Origin of the sequence: Sphingomonas sp. (assembly GCF_035758555.1) — a bacterium.
Classification (GTDB): domain Bacteria; phylum Pseudomonadota; class Alphaproteobacteria; order Sphingomonadales; family Sphingomonadaceae; genus Sphingomonas_B.
Map to the genome: position 1 here is coordinate 1 of NZ_DASTXI010000078.1, position 20,323 is coordinate 20,323.

Here is a 20,323-nt window from a genome sequence, read left to right on the forward strand (position 1 = left end):
GAATCATCGCGACGGTCTGGATCAGCGGCGGCGCCTTGACCGCCGGGATCACCGGCGCTCCGTCGGTGCGCGCGTCCTGCACCACCGCCGGGCGGAAGGTCGGCCGGTTGCCGGGTGCGGGAGCAGCCTCGGCACTGGCGAGCGCGGTCGTTGCCGCGGGCTGGCCGATATCGCCGCCCGCATCGGGCGCATAGGCGACCAGCTGGACGCCGCTCGGCACATATTGTCCGACCTTCGGCGCGGCGAGCGCCAGCACCTCGTTGTTATACTCCTCGAGCTGGCGGAGACTCGCCCGCGCGCTGAATTCGGTCTCCAGCCGGCGGATCTCGCGCTGCGTGTGCTCGATCCGGCGCTCGGCGCCTTCCAGCGCGGTCCGCTCCGCCGCGACCTGCAGCGACACGAGATAGAAGGACAGCGCCGCGCCCGCGACGCCCGCCACCCAGCCGATCGGCCGCAACCGCCTGGCGATCATGCCGCTTCTCCCTTACCCCAAGGCTCCGCCGATGTTCTTTTCGCGATGCGGAGTGTGGCCGAGCGCGCCCGCGGATTGCTTTCCGTCTCGCGCGCGCCCGGCCGCACCGCCTTGCCCACCGCTTCGAAACTCGGCCGGCGTTTCGACACTGCCGGCAGATGGCGCGATCCCGCCGGCGCATGGCCGCTGCGGTCGCGCAGGAATTGCTTCACGATCCGGTCTTCCAGACTGTGGAAGGTGACGACCGCCAGCCGCCCGCCCGGCGCCAGCACCCGCTCCGCCGCCTCCAGCCCGCCGGTCAGTTCGTCCAGCTCGCGATTGAGGTGGATGCGGATCGCCTGGAACACCTGGATCGCGGGATCCTTGTCCTTGCCGGCGACATAGCCGACGCTCTTGCGTACCACCGCCGCCAGCTGCAGCGTCCGTTCCAGTGGCCGCGCAGCGACGATCGCCCGCGCGATCCGGCGCGACCGGCGTTCCTCGCCGTAAGTGTAGATCACGTCTGCGATCTCGGCTTCGTCGGCGCTGTTCAGCCACTCGGCAGCGGTCTGCCCGGCCTGCTCCATCCGCATGTCGAGCGGACCGTCCGCTTGCACCGAAAAGCCGCGCTCTGCCTGGTCGAACTGCATCGACGACACGCCGATATCGAGCGTGACGCCGTCGACCGGCAGCGCATCCGCTTCGGCCAGCGCCGCGTCCATTTCCGAAAAGCGCCGCTCGATCAGCGTCAGTTTCGGGTCGTCGATCGGGCAGCCGGCGGCAATCGCGTCCGGGTCCCGATCGAACGCGTAGACGCGCGCGCCTTTCGCCAGCATCGCGCGCGTGTAGCCGCCGGCGCCGAAAGTGCCGTCGACATGCCGCTCGCCCGGCGCAATCGCCAGCGCGTCGATCACTTCGTCGAGCAGGACGGGCACGTGCGGGCTCATTTGGCGCCTCGCTTGGCCCGGGTGAACTCGACCAGCTCCTTCAGGTCCGGGTCGACGCCGTCGGCCGCGAGCAGCAGGTCGGGGTTCCAGATCTCGAAGAAATTGCCCGCGCCCGTGAACACCGCGTCGGTGCCGGGCGTCAGCTTCGCCTTCATCGCGTAGAAGTCGGGCAGCACGAAGCGGCCGCTGGCGTCGAAGCCGGCCGATTCGGTCACCGCCAGCGCCCGACGCTTGGCGTTGTAGTCGATCTCGGCGCCGTCGCTCTCCAGCATTTCCTCGCGCCGCTCCAGCCGCTCGTGGCTGCGCTTCAACCAGGCGGGGTCGTAAGCGATCAGGCACGGGTCTTTGGGATGCAGCGCGATGACGACGGTGCGGGGGTCGCCGCCGCCGGCCTCGACGTTCCGCTCGATGACGGCGCGCATGGATGCGGGGATCGCGACGCGGCCCTTGCCGTCGACCGCGGTCATCGCAAATCCGTTAAAGGCCTCCCGTTCGCCCACGCGCACCCTCTCGGGGCAGGGCGCAACATTCCTCGTTCCGAAAAGCGCATGGTTCCGCGCCGTCCGGTGCCGACTCGACTCAAGGGATTAGCCCCGCCTGTGACGACTTACATATCGCGGGCAGCTACGGGATACAACGGGATTTTGCGGGATTTTCCGGGAAAATCCTCACATTCCGGCGCGAAAAGGCGGCGCCCGGCCCGACCTGCGCACGATGTTCCAAATCTGTTCCAGGGACGGCATGGGAAAGCTTATCGGCCCGGCGCGGGCGGGGTGGCGGTCGAACCAGGCGCGGGCGCCACGGACGCCGGGACCGGCGGCGGTGCTACGGGAATGACAACATTGGTCGCCGGCGGTCCGGCCGGCGTCACGCCAATCTCGGTCAGCGGGTCGCTCGGCACGTCCGCGGCGGTGTTGCCGACCATGTTCGCAACCTGCGCCTGCGACGCATTGGCCGCGACGACATTGTCGCCCGGCTGCTTCCTTGCGGATTCGAAGATCGCGGCAGAGACAGCAACAATCAGCAAGACGGCGCCCAGCCCCGTCAGTCCGACGCGCACCCTTTGCATTCCAGCGCGTTTGTCTTCCGACATGGGGAGCGAGTGTAACGCCTTCGTACGGGAAAGCAAAATCAGGCTGTTGTCGCTGATTTCAGCCCTTTTTGGGCCAGCCACTCCGGATTGTAGAGTGTCGACAGATAGCGAAAGCCGGTGTCGGCGAGGATCGTCGCGATGCGCTTGCCTGGCCCCAGCTCGCGTGCCAGCGCAATCGCACCGGCGACGTTGATGCCGGACGAAAGTCCCACGCACAGCCCCTCGTCCATCAGCAGCGCCTCGACCTGCGCCAGCCCTTCCTCGTCGGATATGCGGAATTGCGTGTCGATCGGCGCGCCTTCCAGATTGGCGGTGATCCGCCCCTGCCCGATCCCTTCGGCGACCGAGCTGCCTTCGGACTTCAGCTCGCCGTCACGGTAATAGCTGTAGAGCGCCGCGCCGTGCGGATCGGTCAGCGCAATCGTGACGTTCGGGTCCTTGGCCTTGAGGCCCAGGCCGACGCCCGCGAGCGTGCCGCCCGTGCCCACCGCACAGGTGAAGCCGTCGATCCGCCCGTCCATCTGCTCCCAGATTTCCTCGGCGGTCCAGCGGATATGCGCCCGCCTATTGGCGATATTGTCGAACTGGTTCGCCCAAAGCGCGTTCGGCGTCTCCTCGGCGATCCGGCGCGAGACATGGACGAAATGGCACGGGCTCGAATAGGGCGCGGCCGCGACCAGCACCAGCTCGGCGCCCAGCGCGCGCAGCGTGTCCATCTTCTCGCGGCTCTGCGTCTCCGGCATCACGATGATCGTGCGATACCCCTTGGCGTTGCCGACCAGCGCAAGGCCGATGCCGGTATTGCCTGCCGTCCCTTCGACGATAGTGGCGCCGGGGCCGATCAGCCCCTGCTCCTCGGCATCCTCGACGATGCCCAGCGCGGCGCGGTCCTTGACCGAAGCGCCGGGGTTCAGGAACTCGCATTTGCCGAAAATGTCGCAGCCGGTCGCGTCGCTTGGCCCTTTCAGGCGCACCAGCGGCGTGTGGCCGATCAGCGCCAGCGTGTCGGGAAGAGTCATGACGTTGACGTAAGCCGCCACCGCCCGCCCGGCAAGCAGCCGAAACTTGGGGGCGCCCAAGCCATTCAATCCCCGTTCACCCCTCGCCGGTACGACTGCCTGTGCTGAACAAGGGGAAGAACAATGAAAAACCTCGCGGCCGCAGCCCTGTCGGCCGTGCTCCTCCTGTCCGCTCCGGCGGCGGCGCAGTACGACTACGAGCGCGCCCGGCAGAATTATCTCGACCTGCAGGCCGGCCGGAAGCAGCCGCAGGACCTGACGCCGCTGGAGCTCGAGGAGCTCCGCCGGCTCGACGCCGCGGTGCGCGCGGGCACAGATGTCCGCCCGATCCAGCTTCCCGACACCAAGGCCCGCTGCCGCGAGCGCAACGCAACCGAGCATCCCAGTCAGCTGGAGGAAGCAGTGCTCAGCCTCAAATGCTCGCAGCGAAAGGACTGAGCCGCAGCTGGGCGCGGCTAGATGAAGGGGCGCAGACAGATCAGACCGCACCGGAGCGAGCGTCGGCCGCTTTCACTGACATACAGTCCTGCTGGGCTGCTTCGGTGAATCTTGCAGAGGCCATTGTTTCACAGCTCGGCGCCCCGTCCCGGACCAGCGGTTGGGAAGATGTGCTATTGATTCTGGCTGTCCTTGCCGCGCTTGCCGTGTGGGTCACCTTCGAATGCCTCACAGGACAGGCGATCCGCCGGTTGTTACGCTACATGTCGCGTCGGATCGGCGAGGAATATTGGAAAGCCAATCGCAAAGACGAACAGGACCGCTGATCGTCTGATTTTACCGCCCTCAGCTCATCCCCGTCACGAGCGCGTAGAACATGCCGCCCGACACTGCGGCGATGCCGTAGAGCAGCGGCAGGCGCACCAGCGCGCCGGTACGGGACAGCTGGTACGCGCCGCGCATGTCCGCATACATATGCCACAGCGCGTAGAGCATCAGCGCCAGCATGACGATGCCGCTCGACAGGCCGATCCAGCTCGCCACCATCCACAGCGAGAACAGCAGCGACATGAACGAGATCGAATAGGTGACGAAGGTCGCGTGATCGTACAGGCCGTAATCGCGCCGCCACGCGAACAGCATCCACATCATCGGCGTGCTGATCAGGATCAGCACCCATGAGAATTTGTACGCGTTCGCTTTCAGCCTGTACGCAACGAACTCCTTTTTCGTCGTGATCTGCTCGACCACCGACTGGCCGGCCGCGTCCTCCTTCGTCACTTTCTGGCCGACATCCGCGGTGATCGCGCTCGCCGCCGCAAGCTCCTGCCGGTCGTCTCGCGCCTCGGCGAGGCGCCGCTGCAGCCTGGCGCGGCGCGAGTCGCTCAGGTCCGGCTCCTTCAGATCGGCTTCGGTCGAGGCGATGCGGTCGTCGAGCTTCTCGACCTGCTTCTCCAGCGTGCGCGCGCTTTCCTGAGCACTGGCCTGGGGCGAGGCGTCATGGTGGCCGAAGATCGAATAGGTCGCGTACATCAGCAGTGCGCTGAACAGGAACAGCGCGAACGGCGACACGAACTTCGCCCGCTCGCCATGGATATAGCGCCGCGTCAGCTCGCCTGGCCTGAGCGCCAGCTCCGGCAGGGTCCGCCAGATCTTGCCGTCGAAATGCAGCACGCTGTGCGACAGGTCGTGCCACATCGCACCCAGTGTGCGGTGCACATGCGCCGACTGGCCGCAGTTCGTGCAGTAAGAGCCGGTCAGCGCCTCTCCGCAATTGAGGCAGGCGCCGCCATGGGCCTCCCCGACCGCGCGCCCGTGACCTGGCTCGACAGCAGCCGCCCACAGCCCGCCGGTCACCACATCGCCTGCTTCGGACAAACCTGACATGGAGGCGATTGTTAGCAGCCGGATTCGCGCCAAGCTAGGCTGGTCGCCTTGCGCAACGCTGGGCACGGGTAGATATAGGCGGCCTGGAGGTAGAAATGGGCGTCCAACTGAACATCAAGGACGAGCGTGCGGTCACGCTTGCTCGCGATCTGGCGAAGCAGCTCGGAAAGAGCGTGACGGAGGTCGTCCGCGAGGCTCTCGAGGAAAAGCAGCGGCGACGGGAGGACGACATCGACGAAGTGGTGCGCAAGGTCATGAGACTGACGGAAGGATTGAGGAATCATTGGAATCCGGAAACGCGCCACCTCAGCTCCGAAGAGCTCATCGATTCCCTCTATGATGAACATGGTCTTCCGACATGATCGTGGATTCGTCGGCAGTCATGGCGATCTTGCGCGAGGAGCCGGAGGCAGAACCCTTTTTGCGGCTGATCAGCAAAGCCGAAGCGAAGCATCTTTCGGCCGGCACCTGGATCGAGCTTGCGGCAGTGGTGAGCAAAGATGGCGATGAAGCCGTGGCGGCAGCGCTGCCGATCCTTATGCATGACCTGCAGATCGCGCTTGCGCCAGTGACGATCGTCCAGGCCCGCATTGGCCACGAAGCATATCATCGGTTCGGCAAAGGTCGTGACAAGGCGCGCCTGAACTTCGGCGATTGCTTCTCCTACGCCTTGGCCAAGGAAACTGGCCTCCCGCTCCTGTTCAAGGGCAACGACTTCGCGCAAACCGACATCATTTCGGCGCTTTGACCCGCCACGCCTCCTTCGCGCCTGTCGTCGACGCCAGCACGGAAAAGCTGATCCTCGGCAGCCTGCCCGGGGCCGCATCGCTGGCGGCCGGACGCTATTATGCGCATCCGCGGAACCAGTTCTGGCGATTGGTCGGTGCCGTGATCGGGGCGGATCTCGCCGGCCTGCCCTATGACGAGCGCCTGGCGACGCTGCTGCGCCACCGGATCGGTCTGTGGGACGTGATCGCCGATGCCGAGCGTGCCGGCAGCCTCGATGCGGCGATACGCAGCCATGCGCCCAACGACCTGCAGAGCCTAGTCGCGAGCCTTCCGGCGCTCCGCACGATCGGCTTCAACGGCGGCACCGCTGCCAAGATCGGCCGCGCCCAGCTGGGCACGTTGGGCGAACGCTATCGCCTCCTCACCCTGCCCTCCAGCAGCCCGGCCCACGCCGCGCGATCGTTCGAGACCAAGCTGGCGACATGGCGTCTGCTCGTCTGAGCTGTGCCGCCACGCGATGTTCTGCTAATGTTCCTATCAGCATGTCTGCCGACTCGCCTGACCTGCCGCCGCGGCCGCTGCGCTGGCTGTTCCTCGATCTGAACAGCTATTTCGCGAGCGTCGAGCAGCAGTTGCAGCCGGAGCTGCGCGGCAGGCCCGTGATCGTCGCGCCGGTCGGCAGCGATACGACGGTCGCCATCGCCGCTTCGTACGAAGCCAAGCATTACGGCATCAACACCGGCACGCCGGTCTGGGAAGCGAAGCAAAAATGCCCGGACCTGTTGATCACTCCCGCGCGCCACGAGCGCTATGTCGCGTTCCACGACGCGATCGTCGCGGAAATCTGGAGGCATGTGCCAGTCGACAAGGTCTGCTCGATCGACGAGGTCGCGTGCCGGCTCCTCGACAACGAGAACAGCCCGGAGTCCGCCCGCGCGCTCGCGCTGCGCATCAAGGCGGGCATCTGCGCCAATGTGGGCGAATGCCTGACCTCATCGATCGGCATTGCCCCCAACCGGCTGCTGGCGAAGCTCGCATCGGACATGCGCAAGCCCGACGGGCTGGTCGTGCTCACCGCGGACCAGCTCCCGCACCGGCTGTTCGCGCTGCAGCTGCGCGACATCGCCGGGATTGGCGCGAAGATGGAGCGGCAACTGGCGAAGGCCGGGATCAACGACATCGCGGATCTCTGCGCCCGCCGCCCGCGCGAGGCTGGTTCGGCCTGGGGCGGCACCAACGGCGACCGGCTCTGGTATCTGGTGCACGGCGTCGACCTGCCGGAAAAGCCGACGCACAGCCGCACCATCGGCCACAGCCATGTGCTCGCTCCCCGATCGCGCGGGCTGGAGCCGACGCGGCTGGTCGCGCGGCGGCTGGCGCTGAAGGCTGCAAGCCGGCTCAGGCGCAAGGGCTATGTCGCCCGCCTGCTGGTGCTGCACGGCAAGTTCGAGGACGACAAGTCGAACTGGCGGACCGCGTGCAAGCTCCCCGCCACGCAGGACAGCTTCGCGATCCTGACGGCGCTGGACGGGCTCTGGCCGCGGCTGGCGGCAGCCGGGCGCGCGCGTGCCGGCGGCTTCCGGCTGCGGATGGTCGGCGTCACGCTTGCGGGACTCGAGCCGGTTGCGGGCGAGCAGGGCTCGCTGTTCGCGCATCTCGATCCGGACAGCATGCTGGCGCGGGAGACGCGCAGTCTCGCGCTCAGCCGGGCGATGGATCGGCTGAATGCGCGCTTCGGACGGAACGCGGTCACGCTCGGCCCGCTCGCCGGCGGGCGCGCCGACCGGGTCGGAACGCAGATAGCCTTTGGGCGGATTCCCGAACTGGCGGAATTCCACGAATGACAGGGACAATCGACGAGCGTCATGATACATTGTCCCATGCGCACTTGACCCGAGAGGCCCCACCCGCGAAAGCCGGACACCTTATGACTCGAATCGCTCCCCTTTCCGCCGTGGCGGCCATGCTGGTGCTGGCCGCGTGCAACAACAACAAGCCGGAGGTGATCGACACCAATCCGGATCCGATGGCTAACCAGATCGCCAACGCCGCGCCGATCGAGATGCCGCCGGCCGTCACCGACAGCGCAATCTATCGCTGCAAGGACAATTCGATCGTCTATGTCGACTTCCTGGGCGACAAGACGCAGGCGAACGTCCGGACAAAGAAGGGTGGCACGCCGGTTCACGTCCAGGCCGAAGGCGAAGGCAAGCCGCTGACTGGCGGCAACGGCTTCTCTGTTGAAGGCACGGGCCAGACCGTGCAGATCGCCGTCAACGGGGGCGCTGCCCAGACCTGCAACCGCTAAGTTTTCAACCGATGGCGTGAAAGGGCCGGGGCGGGAAACCGCACCGGCCCTTTTCGCGTCAGGCGGTCGCGCTGAGCGGCGTCGCCTGGTTGCGGCGCACGAAGTCGAACGCGCGCTGGTTGAGCTTGGTGTTGGCGATCGTGCGCATCGCGTTCTGCGCGACCTCGCGAATGTCGTTCTCCTGCGGCTGAAGTGAGGCAGTCAATGACGACTGCAGCGCCAGTTCCGCCGCCCGTTCATGGATCGATCGCGGATCCGTGGTATCGGGCATCAGCTTGATATAGCCCTGCTCGGGCAGGTCGAAGTCGCGGCGGATCTTGGCGATCGCGACGTCGCTGGCGTCGATCTCGAAGGCGATGCCGGTGCCCTGGCCGAAATCGGTCGGATCGCCGAGCAGAGTAATCCGCCAGCCCATCTGCATGAACAGCGGCAGCAGCCGCACCTCGGCAAAGGCGATGCACTTTGTGCCGCCGGCGGCACGCGCCAGTTCCAGCGGCGTAATCATGTTGCAGGCGCGGCGGCGTTGATTGTGCCGGGCGCCGCCCGATTCAAGGCAGATGCCGCGCGTGATCTCCCACACGCCGGGTCCGGTCGGATCGGGCGTGCCTGGTGCGATCGCATGCGCGAATATGTCCGTCAGCAACGAACGGTCGTCGGTCGGGCGATAGCGGCAGGCCATGGTCAGCTGCTGCTCGGCATCGAACGAAAAGCCGTAGACGGCCTCGTCATCGTCATACTGGTCGATTTCCAGCCCGCCTTCGCTGACCGGAATGTCCCAGCCGAGTTCGTCGACGAACACGGCCTTGCGCAACCGATAGAATTCCTCAATCTCACGCTCATAGAGCGCGCGATTGTCCTTCACGACAACATGCAACATTTGCGACGACCCCGCCCCCGGACGGTCCTTAACCGTTCTGGGCCGTCTTATACGTTAATTTTTCGGAACTTGAAGAGCAGTTTTGAAGGGTGGTGACAGCCAGCCAACCCCGCCGTGCGGCTATCGAGATCGCCTCGGCCGCCGTTGCGACGCCAAGCCGCGCGACAGCGTTGTCAATCGCGGACGTGACGGTCTGTACGGAGAGCTGCGCCTCCAGCGCGATATCGACCGGCGCCAGCCCGGCAAGCCGGCGGCCGAGCACATAACGTTCGCGCAGAGACAGGCCGCAATCGGTCTCGACATCGTCGGCCAGCTCCTGCAGCGCCAGCGCCCGCGCCGCATAGAGCTGGGCATAGCCGCGAACCCGCGCCATCTCCTCCTTGTCGAGCGTCCGGTCCGGCTCCGCCAGCAGCACCCGGGCGCCGGCGAAATGCATGTCGTCGCTGTCGACGAAGAAGCGATGCGGAGCGGCGATCAGCTCGGGCGCATCGCCGAGCAACGGCGTCAGGGCGGAGCCGCTTTTACGCAGACAGAAATGGCCGCCGATGCCATGCTCCGCCAGCGCGTCGGCGAACAGCGTCACCAGCCGCTCGGCATCGGGCGCGATCAGGATTTCGGCGCGCAGACGCGTCGTCGCCGGAAGACGGAGGCTCGGGGCGGCAGCGGTCGAAAGGGCGTGTGGCATGGCGTTCGAGAGCCCTCATGCGCCGGTAAGGTTAACGATCGGTTTCCGCCCGTGGGCAGGCAAAGGGTAAGAACACATTAACCCTTCCCCGATATCCCGCACTGCGTGAGGGAAGCCCGAAAAACGGACGGCGAAGCGATGGGGGAAAGCGGCTTGCCCGCCCTGCCGTCGCGTGACGCGAACATGGCGGCCAAGGTGCTCGATCTGGCGGGCCTTGGCACCGTTGTCGTTTCCGCGCTGGACGACCGAATCGTTGCAGACAAGCGGGCGGCGTCGCTGCTGGGCACGCGCCGCAAGCTGAGCGGCCGCGCATTGCTGCGTCTGGTCTCCCCTGCCCTCGCACCGGTCCTGATTCGTGCGATTCGACAGGCATTGACGGGTGCGCCCGTGACGATCGCAGTATCGGGCAAGGCCGCCAATGGCACGGTCCTGCACGTCGACGCCGGGCTCAGTCTCTCGATGCAGGACGGCGCCCCGGCCCTATTTATAACGTTGATCGACCGCACCGAAGAGCGCGAGGACATCGCCCATCTGAACCGCACGGTCGAACACCTCTGGTACACGGTCGAGCTCAATCCGCAGCTACCCTGGGTCGCCGACAACGAGCACGGCGTCACGCGCGTGACCGAGCGCTACCTGCAAATGGTCGGGCTTGAGGAGGAGCAGGCGCTCGGCTTCCTCGGCTGGATGAACGTGCTCCATCCCGAAGACCTGCCGCGCATGCAGGCGACCGTGGGCGCGGCAATGCTGGCCGGCGGCCCGCACGACGTCCGCTGCCGGTTCAAGGTCGCCGACGGCAGCTATCGCTGGATGCGCTCCCGCGCCTTTCCGCGGCACGACGACGAAGGCAATATCGTCCGCTGGTACGGCTATACCGAGGATATTCACGAGCTCGTCCTGAACGAGATCGAGACGCGCTGGGCGGCCGAGCACGACCCCCTCACCGGCCTGCCGAACCGCGCGCTGTTCAACCACCGGCTGGACGAGCTGACCTCCCGCGCCGCCGAAGGACTGGGTCGGCTCGGCCTGGTGATGCTCGACCTCGATCACTTCAAGGACGTGAACGACATTCTCGGCCATCACGCGGGCGACCGGCTGCTGACCGAGTTCGCCAAGGTGCTGCGCGAGACGATCACCTGCGAAGCGACCGTCGCGCGATTGGGCGGCGACGAATTCGCGATCCTGCTCCCGAATATCGAAAGCAGCGAAGCGATCGAAGCGCTGATCGAAGACCTCTTCACGAACCTGAAAAGGCCGCTGCGCCTCAACGGCCGCGAGTTCGACTGCCGGGCCAGCGCAGGCTCCGCGATTTTCCCGATCCATGCGACCAACGCGTCGGAGCTGTTCAAGCACGCCGACATCGCGCTCTATGAAGCGAAGAACGCGGGCCGCGGCCGCTATATGAGCTTCGAGCCCGCTATGCGCAGCAAGATGCAGCGCCGCGTCGCGATGATCAACATCGGCCGCGAGGCGGTCGAGAACAAGCGGCTGCTGCCTTACTACCAGCCGCAGATTTCGATGCAGACCGGCGAAGTCATGGGCTTCGAGGCGCTGCTGCGCCGCCGCGACCGCTCGGGGCAGATCTGCCTGCCGGGCACGATCGCCGAGGCGTTCAACGATTTCGAGGTCGCGGAGGCGATCGGCATCAACATGCTCGACATGGTCATTGCCGACATGATCGACTGGCGCAGCCGCGGGCTCGATTGGGGCAAGGTCTCGATCAACGCGTCGGCGGCGGAGTTCCGCAACCGCGACTTCATCCACCGGCTGATCGACCATACCGACCGGGCCGGCATCCCGCGCGAGCGGCTGATCATCGAAGTGACCGAAGGCGTGTTCGTCGGCCGCTCCGCACCGATGGCGAGCGACATGATCACCGAACTGAAGCAGGCCGGCTTCGGCATTTCGCTGGACGATTTCGGCACCGGCTACGCGTCTCTGACGCACTTGCGCGAAATCCCGGTCGACGCGCTGAAGATCGACCGCAGCTTCATCCAGGACCTGTTCGGCAACACCGGCAACGACAGTGCGGCGATCGTCTCGGCGATCATCAAGCTGGGCCAGGGTCTCGGCAAAACAGTGGTCGCCGAAGGCATCGAGACCGAGCGCCAGGCCGAGTTCCTGCGCGAACATGGCTGCTCGGCCGGACAGGGCTATCTGTTCGGCCGTCCGGCGCCCAAATCGGCGATCGACGAGTTGCTCGCCGGCAAGCGCAAGATCGCCTAGGCGCCCATATTTCGTTTTCGTAACCCCGGCCTTGAGCCGGGGTCCCGCTGCCTATTCGCCGAAAGAAGAATCGGGATCCCGCCTCAGGGCCGGGATGGTGGCGAGGGTGGCTCTAAGCAGGCTCCATTGCCGCCATCCGCCGGTCCATCTCCTCCGGCGTCACGTCCTCGATGTGCGTCGAGATCATCCAGCGATGGCCGAACGGATCGACGAGCGTGCCGGTGCGATCACCGTAGAATTGATCGGCGACGGCACGCTCCTCGGTCGCGCCCGCCTTGATCGCGCGTGCGAATGCTTCATCGACATTGGGCAGATAGATCATCAGGCTGGATGTGACTCCGCCCCGGTTCTTCGGGCTGAGCAGATTCATGTCCGGCCATTCGTCCGACAGCATCACGACAGAATCGCCGATCCTGATTTCGGCATGAGCGATCCGGTCTCCCATGGCCATTCGGAGAATCTCGGTCGCACCCAGTGCGTCCCGGTACCAATCGATGGCCGCGGCGGCGCCGTCGACGACCAGGTAAGGGGTGACGCTGTGATAGCCTTCGGGAATCGCACTCACCGCCATGTCCGCCTCCTTCCGAATCGAAAGCACGATGATTCGCGGGTTACGCGCGCCCTGCAAGGTCCAGTTCCCCGCGGCCGCTTGACCCGCCCGATTCCGGAGACGAAGTTCCGCGCAAAGGGGAGGCGATCATGAAGGCAAGCCGGCGCGCGTTCATCGGGGGAGCCGCGGGGCTGGCGTTCGCCGGCCCTTCCCTGGCAGAGACAGCGTCCCCACCGCGGCTGCAACCGGCGGTCGACGCGATCCGTGCCTATGCCGAAGCGCATCGCCGATGGATGAACCTGCCGGCGCTGACGGTGTCGGTGTTCTCGCCTGACGGCTTCTCGACTGCGGTCCATGTCGGTCTCGCGCGGCCAGACGCCCAGATGCCGGTCACATCGGCGACGCTGTTCCAGGTCGGATCGATCAGCAAATGCATGACTGCTGCGGTGCTGCACCAGCAAGCGGCCGAAGGAAAGCTCCGGCTCGACGCTGATATTCGCAGCCTGCTGCCCGAAATCGCATGGCCTGGCGATACGGCGTTCAGCGTCCAGCAGGTGCTCGACCATGTCGCCGGCCTGCCCAGCGAAGCGCCGCCCTTCCTGCCCGAAGGCCTGTGGCTGGGCTTCGCACCGGGTGCGCACTGGTCGTATTCCAATCTCGGCTATGCCTGTCTCGGCATGCTCGCCGAGCGGATCGACGGCGCGCCGCTGGGCCGCATTCTCGAGAAAAGGCTGTTCGCTCCGCTCGGCATGCACCGGACGCGCGGCGCGATCGTATCGACCGACCGGACGCTCTACGCGCAAGGCTACGAGCCTGCCGTGCTCGACCGGCCGTTCCTGCGCGGCAATCCGCTCGCGCCCGCTGCCTGGATAGACGAAAGCTCGGGCGCAGGCTGCGTCGCCTCGACCGCGGCCGACATGGCGCTGTTCCTGCGCGCTCTGGGCCAAGCAGCAGCGGGCAAGGGCGGGCTTGGCCTCGATCCGGAAAGGGGACGCGCGTTCGCCAGCCATTTCGTGCCCTCCGCAACGCCGGGGATGGCATATGGCAATGGCCTGATGCACGTGACGGACGAAGGCCGGCCGTATCTCCACCACACCGGCGGCATGGTCAGCTTCTCCTCGTCCTTTCATGTGGACGCTCTCGACGGAATCGGCGCGTTCGCATCGGCGTCGATCAGCTATATGCCGGAATACCGCCCGCGCGCGCTGACGCTCTTCGCAATCAAGGCATTGCGCGCTGTGGTGGCCGGCGCGACCATCCCGACGCCTCCGCCGCTCGAAAAGCCGCTCGCCAACGCCGCGGACTATACCGGGCGCTATGTCGCCGGCGACAGGAGCTTCGAAATCCGCCCCGGCACGCAGCTGACCCTCGTCGCAGGCGGTCGCGAAGCGCCATTGGAAGGGATCGACGACGATGTGTTCGCAACCGCGCACCCTGCGTTCGCGGGCTGGCCGGTCTATTTCGACCGCAAAGGAACGGTCGTGACCGGCGCCGGCTGGGGTCCGGACGGTTTCGCGCGTGACGGTTCCGGCATGGCTTTCCCCGCCTCCGACCCGGCGCTGGCCCGCCTGGCCGGCAAATATGTCAACGACAGCCCCTGGCTCGGCATCGCCCGGATCGTCGAGCGCGGCGGCAAGCTCTGGCGTGGCGGCTTCGCGCCGATGACGCAGATCGGCGACGGCATCTGGCGATTCGGCAAGGAGGAATGGTCGCCGGAGCGCGTCTCGTTCGCGAACATGGTCGACGGCCATCCGCAAACGATGATCTTCTCCGGCAATCGTTTCGAGCGCCGCAACGTCTAGGCTTGCGCGGCGCGCCCGGCTAAGGGCCGCGCATGTCCGAGATCACGCCCGAGATCGTCGCCGAGCACGGCCTGTCCCCCGAGGAGTATGAGCGCGTCCTGCACGCGCTGGGCCGCGAGCCGAACCTGACCGAGCTCGGCATCTTCTCGGTCATGTGGTCCGAGCATTGCTCGTACAAATCGTCGCGCGTGCATCTCAAGAAGCTGCCGACCAAGGCGCCGTGGGTGATCCAGGGCCCGGGCGAGAATGCCGGCGTGATCGACATCGGCGACGGGCTCGCTGCCATTTTCAAGATGGAGAGCCACAACCATCCCTCCTACATCGAGCCATATCAGGGCGCGGCGACGGGCGTGGGCGGCATTCTGCGCGACGTGTTCACGATGGGCGCGCGTCCGGTCGCGAACCTGAACGCGCTGCGCTTCGGGCGGCCCGACCATCCGAAGATGCGCCACCTGATCGCGGGCGTCGTCCACGGCATCGGCGGCTATGGCAATTGCGTCGGCGTGCCGACTGTCGGCGGCGAAGTGAATTTCCACTCGGCCTATGACGGCAACATCCTGGTCAATGCGATGACAGTCGGCATCGCGAAGACCGACAAGATCTTCTACTCGGCCGCGGCCGGCGTCGGAAACCCGGTCGTCTATGTCGGCTCGAAAACCGGCCGCGACGGCATCCACGGCGCGACCATGGCCTCGGCCGACTTTTCTGAGGATTCGGAGGAGAAACGGCCCACCGTGCAGGTCGGCGATCCGTTCACGGAAAAGCTGCTGATCGAAGCCTGCCTGGAGTTGATGGCGTCGGACGCGATCGTCGCGATCCAGGATATGGGGGCGGCGGGTCTGACCTCATCCTCGGTCGAGATGGCGTCGAAGGGCGGCGTCGGGATCGAGCTCGACATGGATGCAGTCCCCTGCCGCGAAGAGCGGATGACGCCCTATGAAATGATGCTTTCCGAAAGCCAGGAACGGATGCTGATGGTGCTGAAGCCCGGCCGCGAGGCGGAGGCCGAAGCGATCTTCCGCAAATGGGAGCTCGACTTTGCGGTGATCGGCCGCGTCACCGACACCGCCCGGATGGTGCTGAAATGGCGGGGAGAGACGGTCGCCGATATCCCGCTCGGCCCCTTGGGTGACGATGCCCCCTGCTACGATCGTCCTTGGGTGCCGACGGCCAAGCCGACCGAACTTGCCAAGCTTCCCGACCAGCATATCGACATCGCTGCCGACCTGAAGCGGCTGATGGGCTCGCCCGACCTCGCTTCGCGCCGCTGGGTGTGGGAGCAGTATGACCATATGGTCGGCGCCGACACGGTGCAGCGCCCCGGCGGCAATGCGGCGGTGGTGCGCGTCCACGGCACCGACAAGGCGCTCGCGATCACGACCGACTGCACGCCGCGCTATTGCTTCGCGGACCCCATCGAAGGCGGCAAGCAGGCGATCGCGGAAGCCTGGCGCAACCTGACCGCGGTCGGGGCGCGGCCGCTGGCGGCAACCGACTGCATGAACTTCGGAAATCCGCAGCGACCCGAGATCATGGGCCAGTTCGTCGGCTGCGTCGAGGGCATGGCCGAGGCTTGCACGAAACTCGACATGCCGATCGTCTCGGGCAACGTGTCGCTCTACAACGAAAGCAAGGCGACCGGGGGCGGCTCCGCGATCCTGCCGACGCCTGCGATCGGCGCGGTCGGGCTGATCGACGACTGGACCCGGTCGATGACGATCGGCTTCAAAGGCGTGGGCGACATCATCCTCGTCGTCGGCGAACGCAGCGGCCATCTCGGCCAGTCGCTGTGGCTGCGCGAGCTGCACGGGCGCGAGGACGGCCCGCCGCCGCCGGTCGATCTGGAGGCCGAGCGCCGGACCGGCGACTTCGTCCGCGCCGCGATCGAGCACCGCCACGTCTCCGCCTGCCACGACGTGTCAGACGGCGGCATCGCTGTCGCGCTGGCCGAAATGGCGCTGGCGAGCGGCATCGGCGCGATGGTCGACAAGCCCCAGCCCTACCCCTGCGCCCAGTCGTTCTTCGGCGAAGACCAGGGCGTCTATATCGTCACTGTGCCGGACCACGCGCTGGTACCGTTCCTCGACACCGCGCTGGTCGCCGGCGTGAGCGTCGAGCCGCTCGGCCGCACGATCAAGAATCGCCTGATCTTCGAACGTCCCGACCGCGACTGCGTCGTCACGCTGGACGAACTCCGCGCCGCGCACGAAGGCTTCTTCCCGAAACTGATGGGCGCGGACGCGGCGCTGGCATAAGATCACTTGCGACTAAGTCGCAATAGCTGTACCGCAGCGCTCATGATCGTCTGCAACTGCAATGCGATTCGCGAGCGTCAGGTGCGGGAAGCCGCACGGGATGGCTGCGCCGATCCGCTGTCCGCTTACGCCTCGCTCGGCCGCCGCCTCCGCTGCGGCCAGTGCGTGCCCTTTGCACGCCAGATCATTGAAGAGGAACGCGCCGCGGCCTAGGGTCTCCGAAGCAGGAGGCCGGACATGCAGGGCGATCCCAGGGTCATCGAGTTTCTGAACGACGCGCTCAAGAACGAGCTGACGGCGATCAACCAGTATTTCCTGCACTACCGGATGCTCGACCACTGGGGCGTGCAGCGGCTCGCCAAATTCGAATATGACGAGTCGATCGACGAGATGAAGCACGCCGACTGGCTGGCGGAGCGCATCCTGTTCCTCGAAGGCCATCCCAATTTCCAGATGCTCGGCCGCCTGCGCATCGGCGAAACGGTCGAGGAAGTCCTGAAATCGGACCTGACGCTGGAACAGGAAGCGATCCCCCTGCTCCGCGACGCGATCCAGCACTGCGAATCAGTCCGCGACTATGTCACCCGCGACCTGCTGAAGCGCATCCTCGAGAATGAGGAAGAGCATGTCGACACGCTTGAGCGGCTGTTCGACCAGATCAAGCTGATGGGGATCGAGAACTTCATTCAGCTCCAGTCGAAGCCGGCGGAGGAATAGGGCTCAGCCCGCGCGGCCGAACACCGCCTTGCGGCCGAAGCCGGCGGCGGGGCGGCGTTCCATCAGCGGGTTGGTTTCGCGGTCGAACATCTGCATCGTCGTGTCGAACATCGGGCGGAGCTGGACCACGTCCGGGATCAGCTCGTCCGGCGTCGTGTGAAGCTCGACGCAGCGCCGCGCAACCATCTCGATCCGCTCGGCGATCGCGGCCAGCGGCTCGGCCCCGAACTGCCGCGCCTCGCCCTTCAGCGTATGCGCCGGGCGGACCAGCGCCGCCGCGCTCTTGCTCCGCATCGCCTCCTCGATCGCGTCCAGCGACTTGACGCCGTCTTCCCGGAAATAGCCGAGGATGCGGACGAAGTCCGAGCCCAGCTCGGCGCGCGCCTGGTTGAAGGCGTTCCAGTCGATCAGCGAAGCAGTGTTCCCGGCCATGACACGAGCCTTAAGCGGTTCAGGTAAACAGTCGGTTGCGGATCACGAACGGTCGAACGGATTTTTGGGCGCCCGCATCGTGAGGCGCACCGGCACCGCGCCGAAGCCGAGATCGCGGCGGATGCCGTTGACGAGGTAGCGCCGATAGCTTTCCGGCAAGAGGTCGACGCGGGTGCCGAACAGCACGAAGCCGGGCGGCCGCGTCTTTGCCTGGGTGATGTAGCGCGGCTTGATCCGCTTGCCGCCGGGCGCGGGCGGCGGGTTCCGCTCCATCGCCGCCTCGAACCAGCGGTTGAGCTCGCCGGTCGGCACCCGACGCGACCAGGCATCGCGCGTCTCGAACGCGACCTTCAGCAGCGTGTCGAGCCCCTTCCCCGTCGCCGCCGAGACGGTGAGGACGGGCAGCCCCTTCACCTGGGCCAGGCCCTCTTCCAGCGCCGCCTTCACCCCATTGAACAGCGCGCTCGGGTTCTCCGCCACGTCCCATTTGTTGAGCGCGATGACCAGCGCGCGCCCTTCCTGCAGCACCGAATCGGCGATGCGCAGGTCCTGCGCTTCGAGGCCGCGGGTCGCGTCGAGCAGCAGCACCACGACCTCGGCGAAATCGACCGCGCGCAGGCCGTCCGCGACCGAGAGCTTCTCCAGCTTGTCGACCACGTTCGCGCGCTTGCGCATGCCGGCGGTGTCGATCAGCCGGATCGGCCGCCCGTCCCACTCCATGTCGATCGCGATCGAGTCGCGCGTGATCCCGGCCTCGGGCCCGGTGATCATCCGGTCCTGCCCCAGGATGCGGTTGACGAGCGTCGACTTGCCCGCGTTCGGCCGCCCGACGATCGCGAGCTTCAGCGGCGCCGACGGGTCGTCCCCGTCGACCTCCTCCTCCGGCTCGTCCTCGCGGTCGAGATAAGGGAGCAGCATCTCGAACAGGTCGGCCAGGCCCTCGCCATGTTCGGCAGAGATCTGCACCGGCTCGCCCAGGCCCAGCGCCAGCGCCTCCAGCGCACCCTGCTCGCCAGCGCGGCCTTCCGCCTTGTTGACCGCGACGACGATCGGCCGGTCGGCGGCGCGGAGCCAGCGGGCGATCTCCTCGTCCAGCGGCACGACGCCGGCGCGGGCATCGATCAGGAACAGGGCGACGTCCGCCTCCCTGACGGCGGCTTCGGTCTGCACGCGCATGCGGCCGGGCAGCGACTGCGGGTCCTCATCCTCGAAGCCGGCGGTGTCGATCACGCGGAAATCGAGGCCGATCAGGTGCGCGTCGCCTTCCCGCCGGTCGCGCGTGACGCCGGGCCGGTCGTCGACCAGCGCCAGCTTCTTGCCGACGAGCCGGTTGAACAGCGTCGACTTGCCGACATTGGGCCGGCCGACGATCGCGACGGTGGGAAGAGGACGGGGCATGGCGCGCGGCGTTAGCACCGCGTGCGAGCGCTGGCCACGCCCAGCGCGATCGGGCGAGCGAAGCGTCGCCCGACGCACGCGGCCGGCCGGCGGCGCCACAGCGCCGACCGACGACGCGGGCTTTGCCTGCAGCGGCCGCTGTGAGGAGGGTTGGCCCGTCGCCGAAGGGGCGACAGCGCCAGGCGCGCGCGTTGGACGAGTTGGACAAACCGAACGGAGTGGACGACGTTCACATGGATTCCTGAAAATTTCCCCGTCCACATCGTCCACTTCCAACCCGGCCCCGAACGCGCGCAACGCGCCGGCCGGGAGCGCGCAATCCGCGCTCGCGAAAGATCGTTCGATGCAGTCCATGGCCCGGCGCGGAGCGTGGCACGGCGGCGGGGGTGTAGGACAGGGGAAAGTGGGGGCTGCTTGAGAGCGTTGGGTCGGCCTACATCGTTCGTCCCGAGCGAAGTCGAGGGGCGCCGGCACAAGCGTTCGGAGCAGCGCCCCTCGACTTCGCTCGGGACGAGCGGACCGGTAGATCGCTAACGAGCTACCTGTCGCAATAGTCCCGCTGGCCCGCATTGCACGCGGCGACCGCGCGGCGCCACGCCGCCATCTTGCGCTGATAGTCGGCGCGGGCATCGGCATAGCGGGCGTCGCGACCGGCGCGCGCGTTTCGGAACGCCTGCATCCGCGCGGCGTCGCGCGTACGGACATAGGCGAGCTGGTCCTGGTTCATCCGCCGAATGATCGCCCGATCCCGCGCCCGCGCCGCCGGGCTGCGCATCGAAGCATCGCGCGGATCGTCGGCATGTGCCGCTGAGGGCAGGAGCGCGGCGGTGATCGCGAGCGCGCAGGTGAGTGCGCCGAGCTTGTTGAACATTTGCCCCTCCGGGATGTGACGGTTCGCGGCAGGGTGCGGGGAAGAGCTTAAGGATTTGCGGCTGTTTCGGCGGTAACGGCGGAGTAGGGATATGTCCCGCTGGACCGTAGCTAAGAAAGACGGACGGGTCGCTGAAGTA

General features: G+C 66.7%; 23 protein-coding genes and 1 pseudogene. 12 read left to right on the forward strand and 12 right to left on the reverse strand.

Annotation, left to right across the window (positions count from 1 at the left end; translation table 11 throughout):
* From VFT73_RS04995 to VFT73_RS05015, 5 genes and pseudogenes are all read right to left on the reverse strand, one after another.
* Positions 1-472, reverse strand: a pseudogene (locus tag VFT73_RS04995) (hypothetical protein); the annotation flags it as partial.
* Positions 469-1,398 (reverse strand): 16S rRNA (cytosine(1402)-N(4))-methyltransferase RsmH, encoded by a 930-nt coding sequence (gene rsmH, locus VFT73_RS05000; protein WP_326409064.1) that lies wholly within the window; start codon positions 1,396-1,398, stop codon positions 469-471. The pseudogene VFT73_RS04995 and the gene rsmH, both read right to left, overlap by 4 nt.
* Positions 1,395-1,865: a division/cell wall cluster transcriptional repressor MraZ gene (locus tag VFT73_RS05005; RefSeq protein ID WP_326409065.1), complete on the reverse strand. Its 471-nt coding sequence runs from the start codon at positions 1,863-1,865 to the stop codon at positions 1,395-1,397. The genes rsmH and VFT73_RS05005 overlap by 4 nt, the downstream gene beginning before the upstream one ends.
* 284 nt (positions 1,866-2,149) lie before the next feature.
* Positions 2,150-2,467 (reverse strand): hypothetical protein, encoded by a 318-nt coding sequence (locus tag VFT73_RS05010; protein ID WP_326409066.1) that lies wholly within the window; start codon positions 2,465-2,467, stop codon positions 2,150-2,152.
* A 62-nt stretch (positions 2,468-2,529) separates the two neighbouring features.
* Positions 2,530-3,510 carry a cysteine synthase A gene (locus tag VFT73_RS05015; protein WP_326409086.1) on the reverse strand — a complete coding sequence of 327 codons (981 nt, stop codon included), beginning with the start codon at positions 3,508-3,510 and terminating at the stop codon, positions 2,530-2,532.
* Between the two features lie 123 nt (positions 3,511-3,633).
* Here VFT73_RS05015 and VFT73_RS05020 point away from each other — a divergent pair, with 123 nt between their 5' ends.
* Complete coding sequence (locus tag VFT73_RS05020; protein WP_326409067.1) at positions 3,634-3,948, forward strand: hypothetical protein; 315 nt, start codon at positions 3,634-3,636, stop codon at positions 3,946-3,948.
* A 104-nt stretch (positions 3,949-4,052) separates the two neighbouring features.
* On the forward strand, positions 4,053-4,274 hold the full coding sequence (locus VFT73_RS05025) for a hypothetical protein (protein WP_326409068.1): 222 nt from the start codon (positions 4,053-4,055) through the stop codon (positions 4,272-4,274).
* Positions 4,275-4,293: 19 nt separating this feature from the next.
* On the opposite strand, the gene VFT73_RS05030 is transcribed toward VFT73_RS05025, so the two are convergent.
* Positions 4,294-5,334 (reverse strand): DUF3667 domain-containing protein, encoded by a 1,041-nt coding sequence (locus VFT73_RS05030; RefSeq protein WP_326409069.1) that lies wholly within the window; start codon positions 5,332-5,334, stop codon positions 4,294-4,296.
* A gap of 95 nt (positions 5,335-5,429) precedes the next feature.
* Between VFT73_RS05030 and VFT73_RS05035 the strand changes: the two genes are divergently transcribed.
* The 5 genes from VFT73_RS05035 (at position 5,430) to VFT73_RS05055 (ending at position 8,371) form a co-directional block, all read left to right on the forward strand.
* Entirely contained in the window at positions 5,430-5,696 is a 267-nt protein-coding gene (locus VFT73_RS05035; protein WP_326409070.1) for a type II toxin-antitoxin system VapB family antitoxin, read from the forward strand.
* Entirely contained in the window at positions 5,693-6,082 is a 390-nt protein-coding gene (locus VFT73_RS05040; RefSeq protein ID WP_326409071.1) for a type II toxin-antitoxin system VapC family toxin, read from the forward strand. The genes VFT73_RS05035 and VFT73_RS05040 overlap by 4 nt, the downstream gene beginning before the upstream one ends.
* A complete protein-coding gene (locus VFT73_RS05045) occupies positions 6,079-6,564 on the forward strand; it encodes a DNA-deoxyinosine glycosylase (RefSeq protein ID WP_326409072.1) in 486 nt (161 codons plus the stop codon). The genes VFT73_RS05040 and VFT73_RS05045 overlap by 4 nt, the downstream gene beginning before the upstream one ends.
* Positions 6,565-6,605: 41 nt before the next feature.
* On the forward strand, positions 6,606-7,907 hold the full coding sequence (locus VFT73_RS05050; protein ID WP_326409073.1) for a type VI secretion protein ImpB: 1,302 nt from the start codon (positions 6,606-6,608) through the stop codon (positions 7,905-7,907).
* Positions 7,908-7,990: 83 nt separating this feature from the next.
* Positions 7,991-8,371 (forward strand): hypothetical protein, encoded by a 381-nt coding sequence (locus VFT73_RS05055; protein ID WP_326409074.1) that lies wholly within the window; start codon positions 7,991-7,993, stop codon positions 8,369-8,371.
* A 58-nt stretch (positions 8,372-8,429) separates the two neighbouring features.
* Here VFT73_RS05055 and VFT73_RS05060 read toward each other — a convergent pair whose 3' ends face one another.
* Both VFT73_RS05060 and VFT73_RS05065 read right to left on the reverse strand, forming a co-directional pair.
* Positions 8,430-9,248 (reverse strand): acyl-homoserine-lactone synthase, encoded by an 819-nt coding sequence (locus VFT73_RS05060; protein ID WP_326409075.1) that lies wholly within the window; start codon positions 9,246-9,248, stop codon positions 8,430-8,432.
* 28 nt (positions 9,249-9,276) lie between these two features.
* Positions 9,277-9,933, reverse strand: a complete 657-nt coding sequence (locus VFT73_RS05065; protein ID WP_326409076.1) for a helix-turn-helix transcriptional regulator — start codon at positions 9,931-9,933, stop codon at positions 9,277-9,279.
* A gap of 153 nt (positions 9,934-10,086) precedes the next feature.
* On the opposite strand from VFT73_RS05065, the gene VFT73_RS05070 reads away from it, so the two are divergent.
* Complete coding sequence (locus tag VFT73_RS05070) at positions 10,087-12,159, forward strand: putative bifunctional diguanylate cyclase/phosphodiesterase (protein ID WP_326409077.1); 2,073 nt, start codon at positions 10,087-10,089, stop codon at positions 12,157-12,159.
* A 112-nt stretch (positions 12,160-12,271) separates the two neighbouring features.
* Here the strand turns inward: VFT73_RS05070 and VFT73_RS05075 are convergent, their stop codons facing one another.
* Positions 12,272-12,730, reverse strand: a complete 459-nt coding sequence (locus tag VFT73_RS05075; RefSeq protein WP_326409078.1) for a VOC family protein — start codon at positions 12,728-12,730, stop codon at positions 12,272-12,274.
* A 128-nt stretch (positions 12,731-12,858) separates the two neighbouring features.
* On the opposite strand from VFT73_RS05075, the gene VFT73_RS05080 reads away from it, so the two are divergent.
* Genes VFT73_RS05080 through bfr form a run of 4 tightly spaced genes read left to right on the forward strand, consistent with a single transcriptional unit; the run spans position 12,859 to position 17,483 of the window.
* The gene (locus tag VFT73_RS05080) at positions 12,859-14,511 is read left to right on the forward strand and encodes a serine hydrolase domain-containing protein (RefSeq protein WP_326409079.1); all 1,653 of its coding nucleotides are present in this window, start codon (positions 12,859-12,861) and stop codon (positions 14,509-14,511) included.
* 32 nt (positions 14,512-14,543) lie between these two features.
* A complete protein-coding gene (gene purL / locus VFT73_RS05085) occupies positions 14,544-16,766 on the forward strand; it encodes a phosphoribosylformylglycinamidine synthase subunit PurL (RefSeq protein WP_326409080.1) in 2,223 nt (740 codons plus the stop codon).
* Between the two features lie 42 nt (positions 16,767-16,808).
* On the forward strand, positions 16,809-16,979 hold the full coding sequence (locus VFT73_RS05090) for a (2Fe-2S)-binding protein (protein WP_326409081.1): 171 nt from the start codon (positions 16,809-16,811) through the stop codon (positions 16,977-16,979).
* Positions 16,980-17,003: 24 nt separating this feature from the next.
* Positions 17,004-17,483 carry a bacterioferritin gene (bfr, locus tag VFT73_RS05095; protein ID WP_326409082.1) on the forward strand — a complete coding sequence of 160 codons (480 nt, stop codon included), beginning with the start codon at positions 17,004-17,006 and terminating at the stop codon, positions 17,481-17,483.
* Positions 17,484-17,486: 3 nt separating this feature from the next.
* On the opposite strand, the gene VFT73_RS05100 is transcribed toward bfr, so the two are convergent.
* The 3 genes from VFT73_RS05100 to VFT73_RS05110 all read right to left on the reverse strand — a co-directional run bounded on the left by VFT73_RS05100 (position 17,487) and on the right by VFT73_RS05110 (position 20,184).
* Positions 17,487-17,915: an Hpt domain-containing protein gene (locus VFT73_RS05100; protein ID WP_326409083.1), complete on the reverse strand. Its 429-nt coding sequence runs from the start codon at positions 17,913-17,915 to the stop codon at positions 17,487-17,489.
* A gap of 42 nt (positions 17,916-17,957) precedes the next feature.
* Positions 17,958-19,313 carry a ribosome biogenesis GTPase Der gene (gene der, locus VFT73_RS05105; RefSeq protein ID WP_326409084.1) on the reverse strand — a complete coding sequence of 452 codons (1,356 nt, stop codon included), beginning with the start codon at positions 19,311-19,313 and terminating at the stop codon, positions 17,958-17,960.
* A gap of 538 nt (positions 19,314-19,851) precedes the next feature.
* Positions 19,852-20,184, reverse strand: coding sequence for a hypothetical protein (locus VFT73_RS05110; RefSeq protein WP_326409085.1), 333 nt, complete (start codon positions 20,182-20,184; stop codon positions 19,852-19,854).
* Positions 20,185-20,323 lie beyond the last annotated feature (139 nt).